The 15,804-nt window shown below is 57.2% G+C and carries 7 protein-coding genes; 1 reads left to right on the forward strand and 6 read right to left on the reverse strand.

Going from position 1 to position 15,804, the window contains the following annotated elements; genetic code table 11:
- Nucleotides 1-18 precede the first annotated feature (18 nt).
- From mglC to ACSEXW_RS24920, 3 genes are all read right to left on the reverse strand, one after another.
- On the reverse strand, nt 19-1,050 hold the full coding sequence (gene mglC / locus ACSEXW_RS24910; RefSeq protein ID WP_438448901.1) for a galactose/methyl galactoside ABC transporter permease MglC: 1,032 nt from the start codon (nt 1,048-1,050) through the stop codon (nt 19-21).
- A gap of 17 nt (nt 1,051-1,067) precedes the next feature.
- Nucleotides 1,068-2,552, reverse strand: coding sequence for a sugar ABC transporter ATP-binding protein (locus ACSEXW_RS24915; RefSeq protein ID WP_438448921.1), 1,485 nt, complete (start codon nt 2,550-2,552; stop codon nt 1,068-1,070).
- A gap of 119 nt (nt 2,553-2,671) precedes the next feature.
- Complete coding sequence (locus ACSEXW_RS24920; protein WP_438448902.1) at nt 2,672-3,757, reverse strand: galactose ABC transporter substrate-binding protein; 1,086 nt, start codon at nt 3,755-3,757, stop codon at nt 2,672-2,674.
- Between the two features lie 266 nt (nt 3,758-4,023).
- Here ACSEXW_RS24920 and ACSEXW_RS24925 point away from each other — a divergent pair, with 266 nt between their 5' ends.
- Nucleotides 4,024-6,024, forward strand: a complete 2,001-nt coding sequence (locus ACSEXW_RS24925) for a methyl-accepting chemotaxis protein (RefSeq protein WP_438448903.1) — start codon at nt 4,024-4,026, stop codon at nt 6,022-6,024.
- A 91-nt stretch (nt 6,025-6,115) separates the two neighbouring features.
- Here the strand turns inward: ACSEXW_RS24925 and ACSEXW_RS24930 are convergent, their stop codons facing one another.
- The 3 genes from ACSEXW_RS24930 to ACSEXW_RS24940 form a co-directional block, all read right to left on the reverse strand.
- Nucleotides 6,116-12,616, reverse strand: coding sequence for a pectinesterase family protein (locus tag ACSEXW_RS24930; protein ID WP_438448904.1), 6,501 nt, complete (start codon nt 12,614-12,616; stop codon nt 6,116-6,118).
- A gap of 341 nt (nt 12,617-12,957) precedes the next feature.
- On the reverse strand, nt 12,958-13,956 hold the full coding sequence (locus ACSEXW_RS24935) for a substrate-binding domain-containing protein (RefSeq protein WP_438448905.1): 999 nt from the start codon (nt 13,954-13,956) through the stop codon (nt 12,958-12,960).
- Entirely contained in the window at nt 13,953-15,803 is a 1,851-nt protein-coding gene (locus ACSEXW_RS24940; RefSeq protein WP_438448906.1) for a sensor histidine kinase family protein, read from the reverse strand. Before ACSEXW_RS24940 ends, ACSEXW_RS24935 begins: the two co-directional genes overlap by 4 nt.
- Between the last annotated feature and the right edge of the window lies 1 nt (nt 15,804).

Raw genomic sequence — 15,804 nt, forward strand, 5'->3', positions numbered from 1 at the left:
TGTGCCTATAGGGAGAGATTACTTCTTCTGGACGTACTTGCGGATGTCGAACGCGACGGCCGCTACGATGATGAGGCCCTTGATGATCAGCTGCCAGTAAGGGCTGACGCCGATGAAGGTCAGACCGTAGTTGATAACGCCGAAGATCAGCACGCCGGCCAGTACGCCCGGAACGGTCCCGATGCCGCCGGAGGTGGAAACGCCGCCTACGACGCACGCCGCGATGGCGTCCAGCTCATACATGTTGCCGTAGTTGTTGGTGGCGCCGCCGGTACGGGCCGCCTCGAGCACGCCCGCCAGGCCGTACAGGGCGCCTGCGATGGCGTAGATGTAAGTCAGGTTGCGCTTGACGTTGATGCCGGATACGGCCGCCGCTTGGACGTTGCCGCCGATGGCGTACATGTTCTTGCCGAGACGGGTCTTGTTGAAGATCACCCATACCAGCGCTGCGACCGCCAGGGCGATCACCACGATGTAAGGGATGGAGTACTTGCCGGCCGGGCCGAAGAAGCCGGTTCCCAGATGGCTGAAGTCATCGCGAAGTCCGCCGATGGGCTGGGACTCGTTGGGCTTCATATCGAAGTAGAGGGAGTTGGCGCCGTATACGATAACCATGGTGCCCAGGGTGGCGATAAAAGGCGGCACGCTGAACTTGGAGACGATCCAGCCGTTCAGAAGACCGACGATCAAGCCTACCAGAATGGCCAGCACGATCGGCACGATCATCGGCAGCTCGCCCAGGTTCGGGAAGAAGCGCCGCGGGTAATCCGAGGCCTGCAGCATGGAGGCGGATACGACGGCGGTCAGACCGACGACGCGGCCGGACGACAGGTCCGTGCCTCCGGTAATCAGGATAAACGCGGCACCCAGGGCGATGATCGCCTTCGTGGAGTTCTGCAGCAGAATATCCCGGAACGTAGTCACCGACAGGAAGTTAGGATCCTTGATGGCGATGCCCACGATCAACACGATAAGAACGATATAGATGGCATTCTGGGACAAAATCTCTTTGACGCTGATATTCTTCTTAGCGCTCATGCTGTTGTTCATCTTCTGTTCCTCCTTCGTCATGCCTGGGCGGCAAGCCGCATGATTTCTTCTTCGTTGGTCTTGCCCCCGTCTACGATGCCGGTGAGCCGGCCCTCGCTCATAACCATGATCCGGTCCGACATTCCCAGAAGCTCCGGCATTTCGGAGGAAATCATGATGATGCTCTTCCCTTGCTTCGCCAGGTCGGCGATGATGGTGTAGATCTCATATTTGGCGCCCACGTCGATGCCGCGGGTCGGTTCATCCAACAGGAGGATGTCCGGTTCGGTCAGAAGCCAGCGGGCCAGAAGCACCTTCTGCTGGTTGCCGCCCGACAGATTCTTGATCAATTGTTTGCTGGAGGGGGTCTTGACGCGCAGACGCTCGATGCTCTTCTCCACGTCTTCCTTCATCTTCTTGCCGTCCAGCAGCAGGTAGGGCTTCTCGTAGCGCTTCAGGTTGGAGATGACCGTATTCTCATGGATCGACAGCACCGGGAAAATACCCGTGACGCGCCGTTCCTCCGTCAGAAGCGCCATCTTGTGGCGGATCGCGTCCAGCGAGGACCGGATCTTCACCGGCTTGCCGTCGATCTCCATGGATCCGGTGGTGGTAGCCCGAAGGCCGAAGATAGCTTCGATCAGCTCAGTCCGCTGGGAGCCGACCAGGCCGCCTACGCCGAGAATCTCGCCCTTGCGGAGCTCGAAGGATACGTTCTTGAAGGACTTGGGATTGGGCGAGGTGAAGTTCTCCACCTTCAACAAGGAACCGCCGGGCACATTGCTGCGCGGGGGATACCGTTGGGTCAGATCGCGGCCGACCATCTTGGAGATGATCATGTCCGTCGTCAGCTCGGAGGCCGGCCAGGTGCCGATCTTCGTGCCGTCCCGCATGATAGTGACGTCGTCGGAGATGGTCAGAATCTCTTCCATCTTGTGCGATATATAGATAATGGATACGCCCCGGCTCTTCAAATCGCGGATGATCTTGAACAGCTGCTCCACTTCGTTCCCCGTCAGGGAGGAGGTGGGTTCGTCCATGACAATGACCTTGGAATTGAAGGATACCGCCTTGGCGATCTCGATGGATTGGACCTTCGAGACGGACAAGGAGCCTACCAGCGTTTTCGGATTAATGTCCATTTCCAGGTTGCGGAAGAGGTCTTCCGTGTCCCGGAACATCTTTTTTTCATCGACCAGACTGAATAGGCCGTACCGCTTCATGGGAAACCGGCCCAGCCATACGTTCTCCGCCACGTTGCGGAAAGGGACCGGGTGCAGCTCTTGGTGAATCATGGATATGCCGTTCTCGAGGGCATCCTTCGAATTCTTGAGCTCCAGCTTCTTGCCGTTCAGGAACATCTCGCCGCCGTCCGGCGTGTAGATGCCGAACAGGCACTTCATTAAGGTGGACTTGCCGGCGCCGTTCTCGCCCATGAGAGCGTGGACGGTTCCCGGACGGACTTGCAGGGTAACGCCGTTCAAGGCCTTGACGCCCGGAAATTCCTTCGTAATCTCTCTCATTTCCAGTAGGTATTGGTTGTTCTCCACACTCATCGCCCCTTCTGAAGCGAATCTCGCTAAGGAATGACGGGAGGGGCCAGGCTGCCCCGATCCCCTCCGCCTTCCTGTCGTATCTTCGCTTATTGCGCTTCGTTTGCGTTTTCCTTGGTGATCTTCTTGTACTTGATCCAGACATATTGCTTGTCAGTGATGTCATAGCCAGTGTTTTCTTTGGTCGGGGTCTGACCTTGGGCCAGGACGTTGGCGATGGCGAATGTGGCTTTACCTTGGTTCTTCGCATCGTTCAGCACGGTGCCGAGCATGGTGCCGTCGGACAGAGCCTTCAGCGCCGGAGCGGTAGCGTCTACGCCTACAACCGGCATGGTCTTGTCACCCTTGAAGTAGCCGGCAGCTTTCAGAGCTTCGATGGCGCCCAGAGCCATGTCGTCATTGTTGGCCAGTACGGCTTCGATCTTGTCGCCGTTAGCTGCCAGGAAGGCGGCCATTTTCTCTTGGCCCTTAACACGGTCCCACATAGCAGTATCTTCAGCCAGCTTCTGTACCTTGATGCCGGCGGCTTCGATAGCCTGGACGGAGAACTTGGTGCGCAGCTCGGCGTCCTGGTGACCCGGCTCGCCCTTCAGCATGACGTACTGCATCACGCCGTCCTTGTTCTTATCCATCTCGGGGTGGGCTTTCCAGTGGTCAACCAAGAGCTGGCCGGAGATGGTGCCGGACTCTTCTGCTTTGGCGCCCACATAGAATACTTTATCCCATTTCTTCATGTCGTCCGGCAGCGGCTCGCGGTTCAGGAACACAACCGGGATGTTGGCGGTTTTGGCCTTGTTGATGATGACGCCTGCCGCGGCGCGGTCAACCGGGTTGATGGCCATGGCGTTCACTTTCTTGGAGATGAAGAGGTCAACCTTGTCGTTCTGGGTCGGCTGGGAGTTCTGGGAGTCTACGATGTCGACCTTGGCTTTGTCCTTGGCTGCATCGGAGATCGCGTTCCGCACACCGGTCATGAAGGTATCGTCGAACTTATAGATGGCCACGCCGATGTTGGCTTGCTTGCCTGCAGCAGGAGCGGTGCTGGCTGCAGGTGCGGTGCTGGCGGCCGGGCTAGCGGCGGTGCCTTGCTTGGTGTCTTCCTTCTTGTCTCCGCAGCCTGCGGCAACAGTGGCAAGCAGAGCGCCTGCGGTCAATACGAGAGCTGTCTTTTTCATATTGGTTTTGAACCTCCCTTTGTGGTCTGGCTTTATTATGTCCCATTTCCACGAAGATTCGAATTCAAAATCCTCCTGTGTTCTATCGAAATTCTCATGTGACCACGACCTATACGATCCTCATCCACTCCTTTTGCACCTTACCCTAATCATGATTAAAGAAATAACTTACAGGAACAATGTCATTTATTGTCGAATAGGTAATATTATTGTCTTATGCATCTTGAGGAGACAACATCTTAGACATCATTAGGAGGCGTAACAACATGAGCTTCTTCCGTACCCTGCGATTCCGTCTTACCGCAATGATCCTTCTCATGGTCCTCTTGCCGCTTATCGGCCTGGCCTCGTTCCAGATCCAAGAAAGCAAAAGCAGGCTAACAGACAATATCCGGTTTCAGGAGGAGCTGCTGGCGCATACGACAGCGATGAATATCAACCACTGGCTGCAGAGCAAGGTGAATGTCTTGAACAAGCTGCTTCAAGATAACCCCAACCTTGCGGTCATGCCGTCGGACAAGGCCAACCTGCTCGCCGGAGCAGTCCGGCAGTACGACCCGGATACCTACTCCTCCTTTGCCGTAGACCGCAAGGGGTCCCTCCCGATCGGGAATAAAGAATTCATCGATGTATCCCAAGCTCCCGAATTCGTCATAGCCGCCCAACAAAAAAAACCGGCCTTCGGTGACCTGATCCCAATGGGAGATAAGGGCGGGTACAGCATGACCTTGATGGTTCCGCTCCTTACCGAAAAGCAGGAATTCACCGGTACAATCGGAAGCATGATCAATACGGAAGCTTTAAACGGCAGCCTGGGCCCCATTAAAATCGGCGCCAGCGGCTATGCGTACATGATTTCCGACAAAGGGGTCTTCATCCATCACCCGGATAAGACCCGTATCGGACAAAGCTTTGAAAAAGCCAGCGGCAGCGAATCTTACAAGAAGGCCATCTCAGAGGAAGTCCTGAAGAAGGAACGGGGATATGCCCCTTACGTTGATTCCGAGGGAGTCCGCAAGCTTGCTGGCTTCTCCACCGTTCCCGTCACGGGCTGGAAGGTGGTGGTCGTCGCTCCCGAGGATGAAGTGTTCGAAGTATTGAACCGCTCCATCCGCAATTCCATGTTCATGATTGCAGCTGCCGTCCTGCTGGCTCTGGTGCTTGCCTTCCTGACATCCGGCTTCATCGCCGGTCCTGTACTTGCGGCAGTCGGCTATGTCAATCGCTTGGCCGAGGCGGATTTTACGGGTCAAGCGCCAGCGCGACTGAAGGTACGCAAGGATGAGATCGGGGCACTCGGGCGGTCGCTGGACGGCATGACCCGCTCCATCCAATCCGTTCTCCGTCAGGTACACGACGAGACAAGCCAAGTCAAAGCCAACATCGATCAATCCTCAACAAGCATCCATGGGCTAGCCGTCCAGATTGAGGATGTTTCCGCCACGACAGAGGAAATATCCGCAGGCATGGAAGAGACGTCCGCCATGGCCATGGGGATGAATGCCACCTCGGTGGAGCTGGAACAGGCCGTCAGCTCTATCGCCGTGAAAGCCCAAGAGGGTTCGGGCTTGGCGGAGCAAATCTCGGGGCGCGCGCTCGGGCTGAAGGACACTGCCATTCGCTCTCGAGAGGCCGCCCGTACCCTCCATGCCCAGATCGAGGCCGAATCCCGCACCGCATTGGCGCAGGCTTCCTCCGTGAACCAAATCGAACAGCTGACCGGCTCCATTCTAGAAATCACCACCCAAACGAATCTGCTGGCCTTGAATGCCGCCATAGAGGCGGCCCGTGCCGGGGAAGCCGGCAGAGGCTTCGCTGTTGTTGCCGGGGAAATCCGGAAGCTGGCCGAGCATTCCGCGCGAACGGCGGCACAGATCCAAGAGGTTACCAAAGAGGTCACCCAATCGGTGGAAAGCCTGACCCAAAGCTCGGAAAAAGCGCTGACCTTCATCGATACGGCCGTTATCCGGGATTACGACACCATGGTTAACACCGGCGAGCAGTATTACCGTGATTCGGAAGCCTTCCAGGAGCTGGTCACCGACTTCAGCGCCACCTCCGAGCAGCTGCTGGCTTCCATTCAAAGTCTGGTCCAGTCCATTAATGAAGTGGCTCTATCGAATAACGAAGGAGCCCGGGGAACGACCACCATTGCGGAGAGGACATCTGACGCCATGGAGAAATCCGCAGAGGTCGCCAGCTTGATGTCGGCCACGGAGCAGACGGCGCAGAAGCTGCTGGCCGCCGTATCCAAATTCAAGGTATAACAAGAACGCCCCTGATCAAAATCAAAGACGACATCTGCCCCATTACTTCGAGGCAGATGTCGTCTTTTTTGGGTTTTGTTCGCTTGCTCTCTTACTCGTTGATAAATTTCAATGCTTGCAGCGTACGCTTCAGCATCGCTGCAGCTTCCGCGCGTGTCGCGTTGTTTTGGGGTGCGAAAGTGGTCTCGCTGGTGCCCCGGATAATGCCGGCGGACAAAGCTTGCGCCGCGGCTTCCTTAGACCAGGACGAGAGGCTCGAGCGGTCTGCATAGCGATCCAGCAGCGAAGGATCGCCCTTCGTCTCCTGGCCGCCGAACTTCAGTGCGCGAACGATCATGGTGACCATCTCTTCACGGGTGATGCCGGCATTCGGACGGAAGCTTCCGTCATCGAAGCCGTTGACCAGACCCGCTTGCTTCGCCGCACCGATGGCTCCGGAGAACCAATCGTCATCCGCAACATCGCTGAATCCTACCGCTTTCCCTTCGTTCAAGCCCAAAGCACGAACCAAGAGGGCTGCAAATTCGGCGCGGGTAATCGATTGATCCGGTGCAAATGCAGTGTCGGACACCCCATTTACAATCAGCTTGCTGGCCAGCATGTCAACGTCTGCCTTCGCCCAATGTCCCGAGAGGTCGGCATAGGTCTTGGCGTGCTCGATGACGGTATAGATGCTGTTGCCTTGGCGCAGAAGAGTGGCCTCTGTACCATTGAACACGGTCGGAACCGGGGTTAAGGTCTTCGTTACCGGATTGTACAGCGCTCCTGCAGCCGACTGCGGATTCACAGCCTTCGGCAAATGAAGGGTCCGTTTGACGTAGGTGCTGAAGGTGCTCCATTCCTGCTTCTTGCCGTTAGGGGCTTCAATGATGACGGAGAACTCGACCGGCTCCCCGAGTACGTTTGCACCCTTGTCGGAAGCCGCTTTTCTGACGCCCTCCATCTTATCCCCGATCACTTTCTCCAACGTGACGCCGATCTTCAAGTCTTGTTCCGCAACGCCCCATTGTTGGGCTATGGCCTGAACATCAATCAGATTCGCAGGCAAGCTGTAGCTGCCGGCTTCCGATACGATCTGCAGGACGGCCGCGTTGCTCTTACCGGACACGGCCTTTAACACTTCCGGAGTAAGCTCCGCTTTGACAACGTTGCCGGAAGCATGGACCACGAACTGAAGCACCGATTGATCCTTGTTGATCTTGGACAGAAGGTCCCTAACCTTGGCTGCATCGATGACTGCCGTGACTACGCCGTCCTTCACCGATTCCGTCACAGCGCCGCTAAAGTCACCATTGCCGGCAGCGGTACTGTCAGGAGTGGAGGCGACCGGTCCTGCCACGACAGGGCCGGGAACAGGACCGTCGGTGACTTCCTCGTTACTGGGGCTGGAGGGGTCTTCCAGACCGTTGTAAACGGTCTTCTCCCATTGGACATAGGACATGGTCACTGCACCCGCTCCTGCGTACGGCAGCACCGTAGAAGCCAGGGTGTTGGGGTCATACAGGGTATAGCGGTATGGCAGGGTCAGCTTGAATGCATCGATGTCCATTACCAGTCCCGCATTGACACTGTCGGTTACGGCCAATTCCGCCGGTACCCCATTCAGGATATACACGGTATTCCGTGCGCCGATGTAGCCTGCCGGACTGGTGCCGTTGCCGCTTAAGAGCGCCTTGCTGATGCCGTTGATACTGGAGTTCTCCACCAGAACCTTGGCTCCCTGCGTAGAGATGGCTCCGTTGCTGACTACCTTCGATGCGGCATATTCATCCGCAATGGTAGCCCGGAGAGCCAGAAGCTCCGACGCATCCATGATGGTGTTGTAGACGTGGGCTTCCCCCTTGCGCATACGCGGCATCCGGTCCATGGAATTGTAGTAATAGTTGTTAGCCAGGGTAAGTCTCAGGTTGGCTGCGTTTTCCTCCGTATCGGAAGCACCGATCAGGTGTGTTTTCTTCTGAGCCCGCGAGTAGGCACGAAGCTGCTCCTTGGTCATGCCATGTGCCGTCAAGAGCTCTTGATAATACGGATATTGCCCGGGATTAGCCTCCAGGGTATCCATCATGACATCGAAGAACGCGCCTTCGCTGCCCGGCAAGAACTTGCTCCAGGACACCGTAACATTCGACAGAAGAGTTCCGGCTTTCTTCACGTCCACTATACCATCGTACGCTTTGTAGAAGGTACAATGGTCGATCCAGACTCCGGTGCTTCCTTCTTCGACGGTGATATAATCCCAGTCATTCCGGTCGTAATCCCCATGCGTCGCTTCATCCCATTCCCAGATCTCATCGAACGCCAGGTTCCTGATGATGATATTGCTGGAATTGTTGATCTTGACCGTGGTATGGGTCAGCTTCGCACCGTTCTTCGAGAAGAGGGTCAGGTTGCTCATGCCGCTAAGCGACAGTGTGGACACCCCGCTCTGCAGAAGCGTCGGATGCGTTAGCGGTTGATTCGTATGCGGGGTGATGACACTGCTGTAGGTGGTAATGGCATTTCCGATTTCTTTCGAGCCTAAGGCGATGTCGGCTGTAAGCTCGATGACACTTGCCTTCGCACTTTCTTTGACGGCAACAAGCGCCTGCAGGAATTGTTCTGCTGTGGCTACTTTGTAGTAACGCTGGGACGTTTCCAGCAGGAGACCGCCTCCCGTTACTCCTTGGGCAGCCGCATACCCTTCCAGCGCGAACTTCTGCAGCGCACGGTCCTTGGTAGAATTCGGGTCCGCATTTTCGTTCACATATTCCGTTTCAATGAACTTCTCGGGTCCTTCGGTCAACACATCCCCGACATAAGCCTGAAGGGAGGTGTCTGCTGCTGCCTGCGAAGGATTCCAGCCCAACGAGGACACGCTCAGCATGGCTTCGGCCTGCGCCTTAGAAATCTGCGGTCTGCCGCTGTGAATCGCAAAGCCGCCGCCGTACGTGTAATATTCATTGAACCGTGCATTGACCCATAGGTTGCCGCTCATATCCGCGTAAGGGACCGTCTTGTTGACGATGCCACCCATATAGGTATTGATGAAAGTCGCCGCACCTGCGGCTCCCCACGGACGGGCCAGCATATATTTGGAGCCGAAAGCCCCTTCCTCCGCAGTAATCCGGCTGTTGTTGAAGATGTAGCCGTAGCTCTTATCCGCAGCGGTATTCGGTGCGGTTACGTATCCGCTGTTCTTCTTCGCGTTATACCGGAACACGATATCCGAATCCTCGAACAAGGCCTGCGCCCCGCCGTAGATAAAGTCCACATTGCCCAAGATATAGCTCTTATAGTAGTACTGGCGGTTCGAGGCCGCGTACAACGTATCCTGGTAACCGACCAGCTTCACATTGACGAAGAGACTCCGGTCCGCATCCACTCTCAATGCGTCCGCCGATTCGTTGGATTTGGTTCCGTCACCCAAGTAGCGGTACGTATTCTCGAAGGTCAGGTTCTCCGCCGTGAAGCCGGTTGCCGTCGATTTAATATAGACCGCATTCCGGTCCTCTGTGCTTCCTCCCTCCGGAGACAGCACCCGATCATAGAAGTTGATGTTGACTCTATCCCGGTCCTCGCCCACAAGGCTGATGTACGGAGAAGCTATCCGCAGGTGTTCTACGTATTGGCCCTCCTTAACCAGAATGACGACCCGACTGGTATTCGCTGTAGGAACGGAATTCACCGCTGCCTGAACCGACTTATACATCTTAATGGCCGGATTCTCAGGCATAGCCGCTCCGTCTGCTCCGGTATATGCCGCATCAACGACGATCTGGTAGTTGGTCAGATAGACGAAGTTGAAGGTTTTACGGGTGACCTTGCCCTGTTCATCGGTAAAATACAGATTGACATCGTTTCGTCCTTCGGTCAATGCAGCTCGGAATTGGAAGGTTCCATGGGCTTCCAGGGCGGCTCGGGACTGTTCCGCTCCGTTAACCTCCAACCGCAGGGTTCCCGCCCGGTCCACCGTGCCTTCAAGCGTAGCCTTATCGGTAAATACTGTGTCATAGGACTTCTTGGTGATGACAATATCGGCTGCTTCACCTTCATAGACATACGCTCCACTATGTCCGGCGGACGGAACCGATAATACCGCCACGGAAGGATTGCTGGAGTTCGCTGCCGACTTGGCCTTGACGTAATAGTAATACGGCGTCTCGTTAACGACGCTGCGATCCACGTAGATCAGGTCAGCCGTTTCCGCCAGCTTGGTATACGCGGCTTCCTCCGAGGACTTGCGATATACCTCGTAGGCGGTTGCCGTAGCAATACCATTCCATCTGGCGGTAAGCACGCCGTCTCCGCTCTCCAGAGTGACGACTGGGGCTTCAAGCGGCTTCAATGCATACACCGAAGCGGATTCCGCCGCAGATGTCCTCTGTTCCCCGCACTTGCCGTATACTTTGAATTTGTAAATTCCGCTCTCCTGTACCCCTACCTTGATGGTTTTGGCCGCAACATTGTCGGCGTAGGTCTTGTAGGTCGCACCGTTATCGGTGGAGACTTCAACCACATAGACCCCGTCTTTTTCCGGGATGTCGCCGTTCCAGCTTACCGTGATAGCGGTCCGGTCCGTCGAGAGCACCGGCGCCTCTACGCTGGTTACGGCAGGAGCTGTGCCGACCGGGTTGTAGGCCGCTTTCTGGTCGTACAGCACGTTGCCGGCAGCATCTTTGAACACCAGATTGGTGATCATCGCATCCACATTGGCGAAGGCAAAGCCGTAGCGGACGCTTGCGGCCGTATTGGAAATGAGGTAAATCTTCGAAGATACAAGATCAATAACCGTGTTCTTCGAGCCGATTCTGGTCTCCGTATGCCAGCCCGCAGCCGTTCTTTGGGATACGAGGTGGACGACATCTCCCACGTTATACATTTCATTAGTGCTTCCTGCGCTTGGAGCTGATGCAGCATCGTTGTTGTAGATGTTGCGGACGGTTTTGTTGCCTCTGACTCCTAGTGTGGCAATCTTCGAGACCGGATTGGCCCCATCGAACATCCCGAAGAAGACCCCCTGCTTGTCGGAGGTACCGACGGATTGGATCGTCACATCCGCCTCAATCGTAGCCGCATCCGCCCGGCTGGGGAACAGATAGTAACCCACACCGGTCAGTGTCCCGATGCTTGCTGCTGTGTCTGTGTGTTTCACGTACATCCGGTGTCCCTCAGCTGTGACGGACAATGCGTCATTGCTGTCCACCTCGACCGGCATGGACGGCTGAACGTGCGCTACCGGGGAACCGACCATGGTTCCCGTGTTCTTGACCGTGATTTCGTGGAGGTAGCTCTCCCCCGTGCTCGTTAAGGTAAAGCGCAAGGTTGTGGCATTCCCCTTATAGGTGTACGTGATCAGTGCGCCATCTGTGGCGGATTTCATCACGTTGGAGTCAAAGGTACCGGTCCCGCCGGCAGCCAGATTGGATGCTTCCAGGGTACCGCCCGCACCGTATACGCAGACCTCGAAGCTGATTAAGGCATCCCCTGCCACCTTCACATCCATATAGTTGCCGTTGAACAGAGCAACGCCGTGGGAGCTGTCATGCCAGTAAGGCTTACTGGAACCGCTGCCGGTGGCGATGGTCAGTATTCCGTTATCCGTTGTGTAGGGAACCGCAAGGGTGTTCGCCGCAATGGAATGAGGCATGGCATTGCCTGCCAAGTCAAAGTTAAACACATCCGTGACCGAAGGAGTCACGAACGCCTTTTGATCCTGAACCTTGATCCGGTATTCCGCAGGCTCTGTGGTTTGATCCGCGAAGGCGGCTACGATTTCGTTGGTGGCCGAGTCGACGGACAAGCTCTGTACGATGGAGGGGCTTCCATTCGTAAGAATAGAAGGGCTCAGGCTGTTCCCGGCGAGATCCAGACTTACCATCGCACTCGTATTCAGCGCATAATAGACGCTGCCGGAGCTGATTGTAGCCGAGGATTTCCCCGTTTTGGCGGCAGCTCCCGTCACGTTCAATGTGGTACCCCCGATCTGGAGGGCGAAGCTCTTCTGGGCCCAATTCGATATTTCAATGGGCTGTGACGTATTCTCAACCTTGATCCCATGCAGGTAGCTTTCGCCGCTGTTCTGGATCGTGAAGATCAGCGTCGTCGGATTGCCGGCATATTTCAATACCATGGCTTCTCCATCCACTGTACCCTTCAAAGTAACGCTTGGCGCGGACACCTTACTCCCGCTGGCGCCGCCCGACACGCTGATCGTGCCCGTGGCTCCATATTTGCATGTAAGAAAGGTGATGATGGCATTGCCCGCAACCGGAATTTCGATGGTATTGCCATTGAAAACGGACATTCCATGAGTCGTGTCATGGTAATACATGGTCCCGCCGCCGTTCAGCTTCAGCAAGCCGTCCGACGACCTCGCCGTAGTAATCTTGTTCGTAGAGGTATAAGTCGAGAACTCCTTAAAATCATACGTATAAGTGGTGTCCTGCTTCGGCGTATAGACGGTTTCCGTTACGGTGGCGGTTGTACCGCTATCGCCTTCCGTCGCCCGGACCTCTGCAGCCGGCAGTGCCATCGACACCGATGCGGCAACAAGTGCAGCCGACAGTGCCATTGCCAGCCGGCGCTTGAATGCTTTCATAAATCTGCTGCCCATGGATTTGCTCCCTCCAAATTCGATATCACTATTGCTGAGAACGTTACTCCAAGAAACCCCCTTTTGCCTTAACGCGGTGTACCATACCCAAACGGCCCCTCCTGATCGAGAGCGGCTTTGGTTCTTGTATTATAAGAACAGTCCGGTCCGCATGAATATAATCATCTCTTTTGGAGAGCGGTGATACCCGGAAGAGGGTCGTAACACACGGGAGTTGCACCAAATCTGAGCTAATGAGCATGCAGTACTTTGCTTAGCAGGAAAGGGATGGCGTAAGATCCAAATAAAAGACGACATCTCCCTCACTACTTAGAGGAAGATGTCGTCTTATGAGGTTCTTGCTACTTCAGCAGCGGGAACAGCAGCTTCTGGTTCTCGTACGAGAACATGGTGTCCTGACGGATCACCTTGGAACCCGTGTCCATGGAGGCGGACGGCGCCTTGCCGCCGGAGAGGACATCGAGGGCGTGCATGACGCCCAGATAGCCCATGCCGAACGGGTTCTGCACGACCGTCGCCTGGATGGTGCCCTCCTGCAGCAGCTCCAGCTCCCGCGTGGTGCTGTCGAAGGCCACCAGCTTCACCTTGCCGGTCAAGCCGGCCTTCAACAGCGTCTCGGCCGCACCGACAGAAGCGATGGAGTTCAGCGCCACCAGGCCGTCCAGCGGCCCATGCTTCTCCAGCATCCGCCGGGTCAGCTCCGCGGCAAGCTGCTGGTCGGAGAAGCTGTACACCCGCTCCGCCACCTGGATGTCCGCGCGCCCGGCCAAGCCGTCCAGGAGCCCCCGCTCCCGCTGGTCCGCCTTCAGCGTGCCCTGCACGAAGCCGACGACGCCGATCCGCTTGGGCCCCGGGCCCAGCAGATCCAAGAGCGCGCCCGCGGCCTTGGTCCCGGCGGCGTAATTGTCGGTGCCGATGTGGCTCTTCACCTTCGCGGACTTGACCCGCGAATCGATGGTGATCACCGGCACCTGCTGCGAAGCCTGATCCACGGCCTCCGCCAAGGCCGCGTCATCGTTGGGGGCCAGCACCAGCGCGTCGGCGCCGTCGGCCAGCGCCTGCCGGATCGCTTCCACCTGGCCCTTCATATCCTCCTCGTCATCCGGTCCCAGGAAGCGGACGCTGGCCCCCCGCTCCCGGGCGGCCGCCTCGGCCCCCAGATAGACCGTCTTCCAATAGTCGCCGTGCCTCATGCCCAGCACTAGGGCGATCTGCGGCTTCTCCGCCGTCTTCACCGGCCCGGGAGACGTCCTCCAGGTATGCCCCGCCGCGATCAGCACGGCCACAAGGGTCATGACCAACGCCGTCCAAGCGGCAATCCGGGTCGACCTTCTGTTCATCCGCCACCCGCCTCCCCATCTCCCGCCAGCAGCTCATGAAACACCGGCAGCCAGATTCGCACCGTCGTCCCTTCCTCCAGCTCACTCTCGAACTCCAGCCCGTACTCGCTGCCGAAGGTCAGCCGGATCCGCTCGTGCACGTTGCGGACGCCGACCCCGGAGCCGCCGCTCTTGCTGTTCGCTGCGGTCTCTCCGCCCGCTGCCTTGCCGCCTCCGCCCGGAGCCGCCAGCAGCCGGGCCGCCGTCTCCGGACTCATGCCGAGCCCGTTATCGATGACCTGCAGCAGCAGCTTCCCGTCCCGGATCTCGGAAGTGATCCGGATGAAGCCCTCGTCCTGCATCATCTCGATGCCGTGCTGGATGGCGTTTTCCACCAGAGGCTGGAGGATCAGCTTCAGCGACATGCAGCTCATCGTCTCCGGCGCCGCTTCGATGGCGTAATCGAACTTGTTCTTGAACCGGATGTTCTGGATGATCAGATAATTCTTGATATGCTCCAGCTCGTCTTCCAGAGGGATGATGTTCCTGCCCTTGCTCAAGCTGATGCGGAACAGCCGCGACAGGGAGGTGATCATGGTGACCACGTCCGTGTTCTTGCCGGATTCTGCCAGCCGGACCACCGAATTCAGCGTATTGTACAGAAAATGCGGGTTGATCTGTGCCTGCAGTACCTCCAGCTCGCTCTTGCGCTTGGCCTCCTGCTCGCGGATGTTCTGCTGCATCAGATCCCGGATCCGGCTCACCATCAGGTTGAACCGCTGCACCAGCTGCTCCACCTCCAGCGCTCCGCGCACTTGGATGGGCGTTTCGAAGTCGCCGCGCTCCACGTTTTTCATGGATTGGCCGAGACGCTTGATGGGCTTGGAGATGACGCCGGACATGTAGGCGGACATCATCACCACGATGACCAGCACCAGCGCCAGGAGCCACACCATAAACCCGGAGACCTCCTTGGTGGAGGTCACGAGCTCGTCCATGTAGGCGACGCCGATGATTTTCCAACCGATGTTCTTGACCGTCTTCACGTGCACCAGCCGCTTCTCGCCCCCCACTGTCTCATAGAAGCTGCCGTACGAGTAATTCAGGGTTCGAGCGGTGGAGACCTCCTCCTTCAGCCCCAGGTTGATGAGCTGCTGCTGAGGGTGGTAGATCAGGCGCCCGTCCGGGTCCGTAATGTAGATGAAGCCCTTGTTGCCCAGGCTGACCCGCTGGCACAGATCGTCGATGGAGGAGAAGTTCACGTCGAGCAGCATGACGCCCTCCACCCGCTCGTCCCCGTTGCGCACCGTCACGCTCCGGCTTAAGGACACCACCCACCGGTACTCTCCAGGGAACAGATTCTGCACATGCGGAGACGAATAATGCAGATAGTTGGGCCGCTCCAGCGCCACGGTGAACCACTTCTGGTCCGTCAGCCGGGTCTCCCGCCGCAGCGTCGTGCCGGGGTAGCCCGTCAGAACCTGTCCGTTCCGGCTCACCACCGTCACCGACACCAGGTCCTTGCGCGTGTTCAGGATGGCCGCCAGCTGCTCCGTCAGATCGCTGCCGCCCGGCACCGGACTCTTCGTGATCTTCTCCTCCAGCTGCTCGAAGAGCTCCGCCATGCCCCGCAGGTAATACTCCACATTGAAGTTCACCTGGTCCACGACCTGATCCGTATTGAGAAAAGCCCCCTTCTCCGCCGTGCTGGAGAACTTGTCGTAGAGGACGATGCCCACCACCAGCATGGCCAGGACGATCAGGGTGGTGTACAGCCCGGTAATGTAGATCTGGATGCTTCTCTTCCTGCGGAGGAAGCCCCCTTGCGGAGACACCCCCCCGGCTTTCTCCCGGAACCGTCCCGTCACG

It is taken from the genome of Oryzibacillus soli (genome assembly GCF_051594765.1).
Classification (GTDB): domain Bacteria; phylum Bacillota; class Bacilli; order Paenibacillales; family NBRC-103111; genus Paenibacillus_AR.

Bases quoted from the DNA above. Each gene is read 5' to 3' on its own strand.
- mglC (WP_438448901.1), bottom strand. From the start codon at position 1,050: ATGAACAACAGCATGAGCGCTAAGAAGAATATCAGCGTCAAAGAGATT.
- ACSEXW_RS24915 (WP_438448921.1), bottom strand. From the start codon at position 2,552: ATGAGAGAGATTACGAAGGAATTTCCGGGCGTCAAGGCCTTGAACGGC.
- ACSEXW_RS24920 (WP_438448902.1), bottom strand. From the start codon at position 3,757: ATGAAAAAGACAGCTCTCGTATTGACCGCAGGCGCTCTGCTTGCCACT.
- ACSEXW_RS24925 (WP_438448903.1), top strand. From the start codon at position 4,024: ATGAGCTTCTTCCGTACCCTGCGATTCCGTCTTACCGCAATGATCCTT.
- ACSEXW_RS24930 (WP_438448904.1), bottom strand. From the start codon at position 12,616: ATGGGCAGCAGATTTATGAAAGCATTCAAGCGCCGGCTGGCAATGGCA.
- ACSEXW_RS24935 (WP_438448905.1), bottom strand. From the start codon at position 13,956: ATGAACAGAAGGTCGACCCGGATTGCCGCTTGGACGGCGTTGGTCATG.